Origin of the sequence: Vibrio sp. 10N.261.46.E11 (assembly GCF_041472735.1) — a bacterium.
Taxonomy (GTDB): Bacteria; Pseudomonadota; Gammaproteobacteria; order Enterobacterales; family Vibrionaceae; genus Vibrio.
Genome location: NZ_JBFRQW010000060.1, coordinates 28,772 through 41,293 on the forward strand (window position 1 = coordinate 28,772; position 12,522 = coordinate 41,293).

Consider the following 12,522-nt stretch of genomic DNA (forward strand, 5'->3'; position numbering starts at 1 on the left):
CATGCCATTTGATCCATTGGTAACCGCGGTTATTGAAACCTCTTTAAATACTTTCGTGAACGATGATCCAGCTTTGGTTCGTCGTTTGTCTCGTTTAAAGGGGCAGATCATTCAAGTCAATTTGAAAGAGTTGAATAAAACACTCACTTTCGTTTTCAGCCAACAGATTGATGTGTTGTCAGAATACGAAGGGCAGCCTGATTGCTACCTATCTTTGAATTTATCAGTGTTACCGGAACTGCGTGAGCAATCGAACATCACCAAGCTGATCAAGCAAGATAAGCTGATCTTAGAGGGTGATATTCAACTGGCTCAGAAATTTGCTCAACTGATGACAGACTGCAAGCCTGACTTGGAAGAGTGGTTATCGCGCGTAACAGGTGATGTGGTTGCTCATACCTTGGTCCAAGGCGTTAAAAACGTCGGTGGTTTTGTGGCAAAGCAAGCCAGCAAACATCAAAGCCATGTTGCTCAAGTTCTGACTGAAGAGTGGAAGATCGCACCAGCGCCATTAGAAGTCGCGCACTTTTGCGATCAGGTTGATGACGTGAAAAGCTCTGCAGCACGTCTTGAAGCTAAGTTGAACGCTCTGTTGGAGAAAGCATGACCCCAACAGAACTGAAACGTCTTTATCATATTATCAAGGTACAGTTGGAATATGGCCTTGATGAGTTGATGCCAGAGCACCAATTGACCAAAGCCCCTTTGCTGGCGCGAAAGTCGCTGTTTTGGCTTAAGAACAAGCATCAAGATAAAGAGTTGGGTCATCGCTTACGTCTCGCGCTGCAAGAACTTGGGCCTGTGTGGATCAAGTTCGGACAGATGATGTCGACGCGTCGCGATTTGTTCCCTCCTCATATCGCCGATCAACTGGCACTGTTGCAAGACCAAGTTGCGCCATTCGATGGTCAATTGGCTAAACAAGATATGGAGAAGGCGCTCGGTGGCAGTTTAGATAACTGGTTTACCGACTTTGATATCGAGCCTCTGGCTTCTGCTTCTATCGCTCAGGTGCATACCGCAAAGCTTAAAGAGAGCGGTCGTGAGATTGTTCTCAAGGTAATTCGACCTGATATTCGCCCGGTGATTGACGCAGATCTAAAACTGATGCACCGAATGGCGCGTATAGTCGCTAAGTCGCTTCCTGAAGCACGTCGTTTGAAACCTGTTGAGGTGGTTCATGAGTACGAGAAAACCTTACTTGATGAACTAGACCTGCGCCGCGAGGCGGCCAATGCGATTCAACTTCGACGTAATTTTGAAGGCAGTGAAGAGCTGTATGTTCCAGAGGTTATCCCTGATTTAAGCAGTGAAACCTTGATGGTGTCAGAGCGAATCTATGGTATTCAGGTTTCAGATATTGAAACGCTAAACGCCAACGGCACCAACATGAAATTGCTCGCGGAACGTGGCGTGACGGTCTTCTTTACCCAAGTATTCCGAGACAGCTTTTTTCATGCAGACATGCACCCAGGCAACGTATTCGTTAACCCTGAAAATCCAGATAACCCTCAGTGGATTGGTTTGGATTGTGGCATTGTCGGCACACTCAACAGTGAAGATAAGCGTTATTTAGCAGAAAACCTGCTGGCTTTCTTCAACCGAGATTATCGTAAAGTCGCTGAGCTGCACGTGGATTCGGGGTGGGTGCCACACGACACCAACGTCAACGACTTTGAGTTCGCGATTCGCATGGTGTGTGAGCCAATTTTTGCAAAACCACTTGGCGAGATCTCATTTGGCCATGTGTTGCTAAACTTATTTAATACAGCAAGACGTTTCAACATGGAGGTTCAACCTCAGTTGGTGCTTCTGCAGAAGACCTTGTTGTATGTGGAAGGCCTAGGCCGCCAGTTGTATCCGCAGCTTGATTTGTGGGCAACCGCCAAGCCTTTCCTTGAAACCTGGATGATGAATCAGGTGGGGCCGCAAGCTGTGATTAACGCAGTAAAAGAGCGCGCGCCATTCTGGGCAGAAAAACTGCCAGAGCTGCCAGAGCTACTTTATGACAGCTTGCGCCAAGGTAAAGCGATGAACCACAGAATGGATCAGCTTTATCAAGGCTATAGAGATAGTAAGCGTCAGCAAGCAACTGGAAAGTTTTTGTTTGGCGTTGGAGCCACTTTAGTCGTATGCTCCGCAATATTAGTTTCAAGCCCTTATGAGCAGCTATCTATGGGCTGTGGCATCGCAGGTGTCACATTTTGGTTGCTTAGTTGGCGAGCTTACCGTCGTTAGACAGTAGACTCTCTTAATATTTTTTATGTGTAGACAGACCCGAGGACAATGACAATGGGTGGTATCAGTATTTGGCAACTTCTAATCATTGCTGTAATTGTAATTTTACTTTTCGGAACAAAGAAACTGCGCGGCATGGGTGGTGACTTAGGTTCAGCGGTGAAAGGCTTCAAAAAAGCAATGAGCGATGAAGATAAGCCTGCAGATAAGAAAGACGCAGACTTCGAACCAAAGAATATTGAACAGCAGAAGACAGAAGCTAGCGCTGAAACAACTGCTGAAACAAAGAAAGACAAAGAGCAGGCGTAAATCGTGTTTGATATCGGTTTTTGGGAACTGGTATTAATATCTGTCGTTGGGTTAGTGGTTTTAGGACCTGAGCGTTTGCCCGTGGCGATTCGTAGTATTTCCAAGTTTGTTGGACAAGCGAAAAGCATGGCAAACAGTGTGAAAGATGAACTTTCTCACGAGCTTAAGGTGCAAGAGCTGCAAGAAAACCTACGCAAGGCGGAAAAAATGGGTATGGAAGATTTATCTCCAGACCTAAAAGCGTCAGTCGATGAACTCAAGCAGGCCGCTGCTCAAGTTCAACGTCCGTACGCTAAGCCTGAGTCTGATAAGCCAAGTGAGACTGAACCTAGTGTCACGGAAACTGTGGAATCTGAAACCATTCAGGTCAACAGCGAAGCTTCAGCACCGTCAGATAAGAAAGCCGAATAGTCTCGCAAGGAGGAGTCGCCAGATGCTTGAGTCGCTAGATGTTTAAATCGATAGCTATTCAAGTAGATAACTATTCAAGTGGATACCAATTCAACTGGATAGATAGGTGCGCGGCTCCTTTTCGATCTTCCTGTTTAAGAGGTTTGACATGTCTTCGACTGAGCAGACACAGCCTTTAATTAGCCATCTTCTAGAATTACGTAATCGCCTACTACGCGCGATTGTCGCCGTTCTAGTGATATTTGTCGGGCTAATTTATTTTGCTAATGATATTTATGAATTCGTATCAGCACCTTTGGTAGATCGTCTGCCTGAAGGGGCGACGATGATCGCAACGGATGTTGCATCGCCATTTTTCACACCACTGAAATTAACCTTGATCGCGTCTATATTCCTCGCGGTTCCGTTTATTTTGTATCAGGTTTGGGCTTTTGTTGCTCCGGGTTTATACAAGCATGAAAAACGCTTGGTCATGCCGCTATTGGCTTCAAGTTCATTGCTGTTTTACTGTGGTGTGGCGTTCGCTTACTTCATTGTATTCCCGTTGGTATTTGGCTTTTTTACGGCCATATCATTAGGGGGGGTAGAGTTCGCAACCGACATCTCAAGCTATCTTGATTTTGTACTCGCGCTGTTCTTTGCTTTTGGTATTGCCTTTGAAGTGCCCGTTGCGATTATCTTGCTATGTTGGACGGGGGCGACAACGCCTCAATCTCTATCTGAAAAGCGTCCTTACATCGTCGTAGGTGCTTTCATCATCGGTATGATGTTGACACCACCAGATATGATCTCACAGACACTGTTGGCGATTCCAATGTGTATTCTGTTTGAGATTGGTCTGTTCTTCGCACGTTTTTATACGCGTAAGCCAGATGCGGATGAAGAGGAAGAAGCTGAGTCTTAATTCGGAATGCTTCAGTAAGAATCACATAATAAAAAAGCGGCCTAGGGCCGCTTTTTTATTATGTCTGTTTATCGAATCTTTAACTGATAGCCACAGTTCTGACATATATAGAGCTCTTTGATGCCCAAAATCTTATGCCATAGGGTTCGATGTTGACGTTGTAAGTGTTGTGAATGGTCACACATAATCAACTACCTCCATATGCAGGTGGTTGATACTATACATATCACTTAGCTTTCTCAAATAAATTCAGGATAAATCCGTAATAATTACTTATTAATAGATTCATCATAGATTAAACAATGCCTTAGCATTTGTGCTGGTTATGTTTTCGACTTCTTCAAGGGTAATTCCACGCAATTCGGCGATGCGCTTTGCTACTAACTCTGTGTATGCGGGTTCATTGCGTTTACCGCGATTTGGTGTTGGTGCTAAATAAGGGCAATCTGTCTCTAGGATGACGTAATTCATATCAAGATGTGGGATTACCTTGTCCATCCCTGAGTTCTTAAAGGTCGAAACGCCGCCTAAACCTAAGTGAAAACCTAACGCATTGATCGCTTGAGCTTCCTCTAAGCTGCTGCCAAAACAATGGAATACCCCACGTAAGCTGCCATCTTGTTCTTTGCGAAGTAGGGCAAGCGTCTCTTCAATGGAATCACGTGTGTGGATCACCACCGGTAGATCGAGCTCTTTTGCCCACTTTAGCTGAGTCACGAAAGCCATTTCTTGTTCGGCTTTGAAGGTTTTATCCCAGTACAGGTCGATACCAATCTCACCCACGGCGACGAAGTTATGCTTGTCGAACCAAGCGCGAATGGTCTTTAGTGTTTCTTCAATATTTCCATCCACATAACAAGGGTGTAAGCCCATCATTGAACGGCACACATTCGGAAACTGAGCTTCCGTCGCTAGCATTGGCTCGATAGATTCTAAGTCGATGTTCGGCAATAGAATAGTATCAATCCCTAGAGCCAGTGCGCGCTCTACAACTTGCTCGCGGTCTTCATCAAATTCGCTCGCGTAAATATGAGCATGGGTGTCGATCATTGTTTTGTCCTGAAAGCGGTCTTTACTGAGTTGTCATGAGTATACGGCAGTGTGAGGAGAAGGTCATTTTTTGCCATTTCTCCCTGTTTTTGAGTGGGTTTTATATTTTACTGCTAGCGTCCTGAGCCATCAGTGATATGCTTTTGCCTGTATTTAGCACTTTTCATATCTAAGTATTTCGGTGCTTAGACTAGGCAAGGAGAATCTAGTGTCTGTTTCAATTCAAGGTCAATTCCCAGGTCGTCGTATGCGCCGTATGCGTAAGCACGACTTTAGCCGTCGCCTAATGGCAGAAAATCAATTGTCTGTGGATGATCTAATCTACCCAATGTTTATCCTGATGGGTAAAGACCGCCGCGAGCCTGTAGAGTCAATGCCGGGTGTTGAACGCCTGTCGATCGACCTTATGCTTGAGGAAGCGGATTACCTGTCTAAACTGGGTGTTCCTGCGATTGCTCTATTTCCAGTCGTGAACCAAGATGCTAAAAGTTTATGTGCAGCTGAGGCCCATAACTCTGAAGGTTTGGTTCAGCGTGCAGTACGCTCTTTAAAAGAACATGTGCCAAACATTGGTGTTATCACTGATGTAGCACTAGACCCGTTCACCACACACGGCCAAGACGGTATCATCGATGAAAATGGCTACGTGATGAACGATGAGACCACTGAAGTCCTGATCAAGCAAGCGTTATCGCATGCTGAAGCCGGTGCAGATGTGGTTGCTCCGTCGGACATGATGGACGGTCGTATTGGTAAAATCCGTGAGGCGCTAGAAGAAGCCGGCCATATTCACACTCAGATTATGGCGTACTCTGCGAAATACGCATCGTGCTATTACGGTCCATTCCGCGACGCAGTCGGCAGTGCTTCGAACCTGAAAGGTGGTAACAAGAAGAACTACCAGATGGATCCTGCAAACAGCGATGAAGCAATTCACGAAGTGGCGATGGATCTTAATGAAGGTGCGGATATGGTGATGGTTAAGCCAGGCATGCCTTACTTAGACATCGTGCGTCGTGTGAAACATGAACTTCAAGCACCAACGTATGCTTACCAAGTGTCTGGTGAGTATGCGATGCACAAAGCAGCAATTCAAAACGGTTGGCTGAAAGAACGCGACACCGTCATGGAATCACTGTTGTGCTTTAAGCGTGCTGGTGCTGATGGCATTCTGACTTACTTTGCTAAAGATGTGGCAGAGTGGCTTGCTGAAGACAATGCACAAGCAGCCAAGCACTTAAAAGAAAAGTAACAACTTAACGTTAACTTAAGTGATATTCAGTAAAAGGGTTGGCCATTGTGTCAGCCCTTTTACTTATGAGGATGGAAGAAGATGTCAGTCATCGTACGTGAAGGTTCTCTGGAAGAGGTTGTGTCTGTTGTCGAGCAGATCTCTGAGTTTGCTAGAAAAGAGAGTGTCGCTTCACTGACAGCTCGGCTTGAAGGGAAAAATAGCCTGATCTTAGTGGCTGAAGAGGCGAACGTGTTACTCGGCTTTAAAATTGGTTATGAGATTAACTCAAATACTTTCTATAGTTGGTTTGGAGGTGTGTCACCGCTTGCAAGAAATAAGGGGGTCGCACAAGCTCAATTAGATGTTCAGGAGCTGTGGGCACAAGAGCGGGGTTATGAGCAGCTGAAAGTAAAATCTCGTAACCAGTTTCCCGCGATGCTGTGTTTACTATTGAAAAATGGATATCGAATAGAAAAACTGGAAGAAAAAGAAGATATTAATGAAAATCGAATCCATTTCGTGAAGCAATTATCAGCTTAATGATTTGCTTTATCGGGGGGATAAATCATTTAAAATGAATTTAATGAGATTTATTATCATTTAGTTGTTGACTATCAAATGAGAATCATTATTATTAAACCTGTCTTAGGGAATGAGGAAATGTTCACAAGGATGTTAAGTACTCAAGTATCAACTTGGTTACCCAACAGAATTCTCGCGAACTTGTACTAAGTTCTTTTTGACACGACATTGCTCACATTGCTTCCAGTGTAATTTATAGCTTTTAGGTAAAGCTGTGGTATTCAATTTGAATGGCTTTACCAGTTTTTGCTAGGCGACATCTTCGGGTGTCGCTTTTTTTATACCTCCAACTCAACAATATGCATATTTAGTGGCACGTTTTTTTATGAATAAAACGCCATCAGCATTCTTTTCCACAATGCAGGATCGTAAAAAGATCGTTGATCATATGTTCGATCTGTAAAATTACTCTTTATTTTCAGTGTTTTATTGTTGTTTTTTGATTTGTTAACCTTAGTTCTCAACAGGGTGGATAAATAATATAAACAGAGTTATCCACAGAACGCCTGCGTCTAAGAACAAAAAATAACAACAAATCGATTATAACGAATACAACCGAGTGAACGGATACAGATCGACAACATGGAATCCAACCAACAGACGTGGCATTCTTAACAGATAATTTCTGTACTTACTGGATACACAAACATTATGGCTCGTATTCCTGATAATCCATTGATTCTGATCGATGGCTCTTCTTACCTATATCGCGCGTTCCATGCTTACCCTGGCACAATGAGCAATGGTGATATCCCAACGAACGCCGTTTACGGTGTAGTTAACATGCTGCGTAGCATGATGCGTCAATTTGCTTCTGATCGTATTGCGGTTATTTTTGATGCGAAAGGAAAGACGTTCCGTGATGACATGTACCCAGAGTACAAAGCAAACCGTCCACCCATGCCTGACGATCTTCGTTGCCAGATCGAACCTTTGCACAATGTGATTCGTGCGATGGGCTTGCCACTTATCTCTATTCCCGGCGTTGAAGCGGATGACGTGATCGGTACGCTTGCTTCTCAAGCTTCTGCGATGGGTATGCCTGTGCTTATCAGTACTGGTGATAAAGATATGGCGCAGTTGGTTGATGATAACGTTACCCTGATCAACACCATGACTAACGTGGTGATGGATCGCGAAGGTGTTATTGAAAAGTTTGGTATCCCACCAGAGCTTATCATCGACTACCTTGCGCTGATGGGCGATAAAGTCGATAACATCCCTGGTGTTCCGGGTGTCGGTGACAAGACAGCGACTGCTTTGTTGCAAGGCATTGGTAGCATCGAAAAGCTGTACCAAAACCTTGATGATATCGCGACGCTTGGCTTTCGTGGTTCAAAGACCATGGCTAAGAAGCTGATTGATAATAAAGACAATGCTGAGATGTCTTACGAGCTTGCAACGATCAAACTGGACGTCGAGCTAGAAGAGACACCTGAGTCGCTTGTAAAAGCACAACCAAACACGGATGAGCTGATTAAGCTATACGGTCAACTGGTCTTTAAATCTTGGCTGAATGAGCTACTTGAAGGTGGCAGTGGTGTGGTTGAGGCGGATGAGAAGTCGGGTGCAGTACGCAGCAGCACAACATCAACTACTTCTACCGTAGAAATGAACACCTCTGCAGTGACAATTGATCGCAGCAACTACGAAACCATCTTAGATGAAGCCTCTTTTAATGCGTGGCTAGAGAAATTGAAAGCGTCAGAGGTGTTTGCCTTTGATACTGAAACAGACAGCTTAGATTACATGGTCGCGAACCTTGTTGGCTTGTCATTCGCAACCGAAGAAGGCGTTGCCGCTTACGTACCTGTTGCTCATGATTACCTAGATGCACCGCAACAGCTGGATCGTGATTGGGTACTTGAACAACTTAAGCCGATTCTTGAAGATGACGCACAAGCTAAAGTCGGTCAAAACCTGAAATACGATATGAGCGTTTTAGCGCGCTACGGTATCGAGATGAAAGGCATCAAACACGACACCATGCTAGCGTCTTACGTCTTCAATAGTGTTGGCGGCAAGCATGATATGGATAGCCTAGCGCTGCGCTTCCTACAACACAGCTGCATCTCATTCGAGCAAATCGCAGGTAAAGGTAAGAAGCAGCTTACTTTCAACCAGATTGAGCTGGGTGAGGCGTCTCCATACGCTGCAGAAGATGCTGACGTAACACTGCGTCTTCATAACCGCTTAATGGAAAACATCGAGCAAGATGAAAAACTAAAAACGATTTATGAAGAGATCGAAGTACCACTGATTCCAGTGATGTCTCGTATTGAACGCACTGGCGTATTCATCGACGACATGTTGCTAGGCGCTCAATCGCAAGAGATTGCTGTTCGTCTTGATGAGCTAGAACAGAAAGCTTACGAGATTGCAGAGCAAGAGTTCAATATGAACTCGCCAAAACAGCTGCAAGCGATCCTGTTTGAGAAAATGGGTCTGCCAGTTATCAAGAAAACGCCATCAGGTGCGCCTTCAACCAACGAAGAAGTGCTTCAAGAGCTGGCGCTTGATTACCCGCTACCTAAGCTGATCATTGAGTATCGTGGTCTTGCGAAGCTTAAGTCGACGTACACAGATAAACTGCCGAAGATGATCAACGCTGAAACTGGTCGTGTTCATACGTCTTACCACCAAGCGGTAACGGCGACGGGGCGTTTGTCTTCGACTGATCCAAACCTACAGAACATCCCAATTCGTAATGAAGAAGGTCGTCGTATCCGCCAAGCATTCGTTGCACAACATGGTTGGAAGATTCTAGCGGTCGATTACTCTCAAATTGAATTGCGTATCATGGCGCACCTATCGGGTGACAAAGCGCTGCTGGAAGCATTCCAACAAGGCAAAGATATCCACGCGGCAACGGCTGCGGAGATCATTGGCGTTGATATTGAGCAGGTAACCACTGAGCAACGTCGTCGTGCTAAAGCGGTTAACTTTGGTCTTATCTACGGCATGAGTGCTTTTGGTTTGGCTAAGCAGCTAGGTATTCCTCGTGGCGAAGCACAACACTACATGGATACTTACTTTGAGCGTTACCCAGGTGTGATGCAGTATATGGAAGACACACGCAGCGCGGCTTCAGAGCAAGGCTTTGTTGAAACCATTTACGGTCGTCGTCTGCACCTTCCTGAGATTCAATCTCGAAATGGCATGCGTCGTAAGGCTGCTGAACGTGCGGCAATCAACGCGCCAATGCAGGGCACAGCAGCAGATATCATTAAGAAAGCGATGCTGTTGGTTGATGAATGGATTCAAGCGGAAGGCGATGGTCGTGTGAAACTGCTTATGCAAGTACACGATGAATTGGTCTTCGAAGTGGAAGAGTCAGCTTTAGCCGAAATTGAAAGTAAAGTACAAGAATTGATGGAATCTGCTGCAGAGCTAGAAGTACCGCTTGTCGCGGAAGCTGGCCACGGTGACAACTGGGATCAAGCCCACTAATCAGTTTTTGACCTTATTGAGTAAATTAGTATGAGCCAGTGCACAAACACTGGCTTTTTTTTGTCTCGAATAAAGTTAACTCATAAGAAGATTTTGGGTGTTTTAATAAAACGTTCATGAAAAAAAACTACAAAAATGGTTTTCATTTCTGAGCAATTGTTGTACATTAAATCTTGTAGGGTACAGAGGTAAGATGTTCTATCTTTCAGACCTTTTGTTTCACGTTATTGGATTAGGCTGATTCAGCCGCCCCAGTCAGTATTTGACTGGGGCGTTTTTTCTTGTGCGAAAGAAAAATATTTCCAACCTATAATTCCCGCGTTAATCGGCTTCTTTTTAGTACCTTTTCTCTTCTTCTAGAAACTTTCTCTCTATCACTGGATTTGTCTTAAATCTGGAATTTGATCAGCAATTGGTAATTTAAATCCGTCTCTAAGTGGATTGTTTTATTCTTGGAAATAACTTTTATTTTACAAGTTACTCATAATGCATTGATCACTTACGTCTTACTTATCAGGACATTGAGTGGGTGAATGCTCAATGTAGTCCATGATTTCCTGTTGTTTCTCGGTGCTGTATTTCAGTGCTTCGGCAGTGATCTGGATGGATTGCGCCATAGAAGAGATATTGTTGGTGGCTTTAACTCTCGAACTTACAGACAAAAAAATACCCCACCTATACAAGGCGGGGTATTGATAAGGTGCGATCACTTGATAGTAGCGATCTAATCCCTCTATATAGAAGAGAGACTACTCTGAATCGTTGTGTTCTTCGTCTTCTGACTCATCGATAAGTTGATCTGCAAGCGCTGGCGCGAACCACTCATCCATCTTGGCACGCAGTTGGTCAACGCCGATGCCCTTCATTGAAGAGAAGACATCAACCGCTACATCACCACCGAAAGATTTCGCATCATTACGGATTTTCAGTAGCTGTGCTTTACGCGCGCCACTCTTCAGTTTGTCTGCTTTTGTTAACAAAACCTGTACTGGGATGCGGCTATCGATAGCCCAGTAGATCATTTGTTGGTCAAGGTCCTTCATTGGGTGACGGATATCCATCAATACCACTAAACCTTTTAGGCTTTCACGTCGTTGTAGGTATTCACCTAACGACTTCTGCCACTTTTTCTTCATCTCAAGCGGTACTTGAGCAAAGCCATATCCAGGCAAATCGACGATATGACAACCGTCTGTCACCTTAAATAGGTTAATTAGCTGAGTACGACCTGGTGTCTTACTGGTTTTAGCTAAGCTTTTTTGGTTGGTAACGCGGTTTAGTGCGCTAGATTTACCAGCATTGGAGCGTCCTGCAAACGCAATTTCGATCCCTTCGTCTTCTGGTAAATGACGAATATCAGGTGCACTGGTAATGAAATGCGTGTTTTGATAATGAATTTTTACGCTCACTGTTAACTCCATCTCGACTTTGTGTAGTCGATTGATTACTTTTTTGTGAATTTGTGTAAAATAACCGTGCTCGGCATAAGGTCGCCTATTGTACCATGAGTGGCAACATAGAGTGGTACTGGAAGCTTGATAATTATAATGGAATGTCATGAATAAATTAGCGCTAATTTTGAGTCTTTTAGCCAGCTGCTCAGTATGGGCTCAAGGTAGTATTGAAGCTGGTAAAGCCAAATCACAAACATGTGTTGCCTGCCACGGTGCTGACGGCAACAGTCTGATCACTCAGTACCCTAAGCTGGCTGGTCAACATGAGAAGTATCTAGAGAAGCAGTTAAAAGAGCTTAAGCTAGGTATGACGAGTGGTGGTAAACAAGGTCGTTACGAGCCTGTAATGGGTGCAATGGCGATGCCTTTATCTGAAGAAGATATGGCTGACCTAGCGGCATACTACGCATCTCTCCCTATCTCTAGTAACTCTACTCCTGAAAATGTAGTAGATGAAGGTAAGGTTCTTTACACGGCGGGTAATGCAGAACGCGGCCTAACGGCGTGTATTGCTTGTCACGGCCCTCGTGGTAATGGTACCGAACTTTCTGGTTTCCCTAAGATTTCAGGTCAGCACGCAGATTACATCAAGGCTCAACTTGAGAAATTCCGCGATGGTAGCCGTAATAACGACATGAATGCGATGATGCGTGATGTAGCTAAAAAGTTAACAGACGCAGATATTGATACCTTATCGAAGTACGTTGGTGGTTTACACTAATATGTCGGTTTCTTGCTCTTAGCCAGAGTAATGAAATGTACGTTCGAGCGAAATTGAAGAGACGCCCCGATCAGTAATGGTTGGGGCGTTTTCTTTTGTATTGATTTTATTTGTACGGTTTGTGTTAATGTCTAATTTATCAATGTGTGTTCGAATTGTGTACAAAAGT

The 12,522-nt window shown here is 44.4% G+C and carries 11 protein-coding genes and 1 pseudogene; 9 read left to right on the plus strand and 3 right to left on the minus strand.

Going from position 1 to position 12,522, the window contains the following annotated elements; genetic code table 11:
- Window position 1 precedes the first annotated feature (1 nt).
- The 5 genes from AB4407_RS17795 to tatC all read left to right on the plus strand — a co-directional run bounded on the left by AB4407_RS17795 (window position 2) and on the right by tatC (window position 3,862).
- On the plus strand, window positions 2-607 hold the full coding sequence (locus AB4407_RS17795) for an SCP2 domain-containing protein (protein WP_102432214.1): 606 nt from the start codon (window positions 2-4) through the stop codon (window positions 605-607).
- On the plus strand, window positions 604-2,238 hold the full coding sequence (gene ubiB / locus AB4407_RS17800) for a ubiquinone biosynthesis regulatory protein kinase UbiB (RefSeq protein WP_048661277.1): 1,635 nt from the start codon (window positions 604-606) through the stop codon (window positions 2,236-2,238). The genes AB4407_RS17795 and ubiB overlap by 4 nt, the downstream gene beginning before the upstream one ends.
- A gap of 54 nt (window positions 2,239-2,292) precedes the next feature.
- The gene (tatA, locus tag AB4407_RS17805) at window positions 2,293-2,547 is read left to right on the plus strand and encodes a Sec-independent protein translocase subunit TatA (protein ID WP_009848052.1); all 255 of its coding nucleotides are present in this window, start codon (window positions 2,293-2,295) and stop codon (window positions 2,545-2,547) included.
- A 3-nt stretch (window positions 2,548-2,550) separates the two neighbouring features.
- Window positions 2,551-2,958: a Sec-independent protein translocase protein TatB gene (tatB, locus tag AB4407_RS17810; protein ID WP_004735566.1), complete on the plus strand. Its 408-nt coding sequence runs from the start codon at window positions 2,551-2,553 to the stop codon at window positions 2,956-2,958.
- Between the two features lie 148 nt (window positions 2,959-3,106).
- Window positions 3,107-3,862, plus strand: coding sequence for a twin-arginine translocase subunit TatC (gene tatC, locus AB4407_RS17815; protein ID WP_372121492.1), 756 nt, complete (start codon window positions 3,107-3,109; stop codon window positions 3,860-3,862).
- Between the two features lie 288 nt (window positions 3,863-4,150).
- Here the strand turns inward: tatC and AB4407_RS17820 are convergent, their stop codons facing one another.
- On the minus strand, window positions 4,151-4,912 hold the full coding sequence (locus tag AB4407_RS17820) for a TatD family hydrolase (protein WP_372121493.1): 762 nt from the start codon (window positions 4,910-4,912) through the stop codon (window positions 4,151-4,153).
- Window positions 4,913-5,120: 208 nt separating this feature from the next.
- Between AB4407_RS17820 and hemB the strand changes: the two genes are divergently transcribed.
- The 3 genes from hemB (at window position 5,121) to polA (ending at window position 10,178) form a co-directional block, all read left to right on the plus strand.
- Window positions 5,121-6,164 (plus strand): porphobilinogen synthase, encoded by a 1,044-nt coding sequence (gene hemB, locus AB4407_RS17825; RefSeq protein WP_372121494.1) that lies wholly within the window; start codon window positions 5,121-5,123, stop codon window positions 6,162-6,164.
- A gap of 81 nt (window positions 6,165-6,245) precedes the next feature.
- Window positions 6,246-6,686 carry a GNAT family N-acetyltransferase gene (locus AB4407_RS17830; RefSeq protein ID WP_372121495.1) on the plus strand — a complete coding sequence of 147 codons (441 nt, stop codon included), beginning with the start codon at window positions 6,246-6,248 and terminating at the stop codon, window positions 6,684-6,686.
- Between the two features lie 693 nt (window positions 6,687-7,379).
- Entirely contained in the window at window positions 7,380-10,178 is a 2,799-nt protein-coding gene (gene polA / locus AB4407_RS17835; protein ID WP_372121496.1) for a DNA polymerase I, read from the plus strand.
- A gap of 506 nt (window positions 10,179-10,684) precedes the next feature.
- Here the strand turns inward: polA and AB4407_RS17840 are convergent.
- Window positions 10,685-10,822: pseudogene (locus AB4407_RS17840) on the minus strand (GTP-binding protein); the annotation flags it as partial.
- A gap of 105 nt (window positions 10,823-10,927) precedes the next feature.
- Window positions 10,928-11,587: a ribosome biogenesis GTP-binding protein YihA/YsxC gene (gene yihA / locus AB4407_RS17845; RefSeq protein ID WP_372121497.1), complete on the minus strand. Its 660-nt coding sequence runs from the start codon at window positions 11,585-11,587 to the stop codon at window positions 10,928-10,930.
- A gap of 148 nt (window positions 11,588-11,735) precedes the next feature.
- On the opposite strand from yihA, the gene AB4407_RS17850 reads away from it, so the two are divergent.
- Window positions 11,736-12,353 (plus strand): cytochrome c, encoded by a 618-nt coding sequence (locus tag AB4407_RS17850; RefSeq protein ID WP_372121498.1) that lies wholly within the window; start codon window positions 11,736-11,738, stop codon window positions 12,351-12,353.
- Window positions 12,354-12,522: the final 169 nt, after the last annotated feature.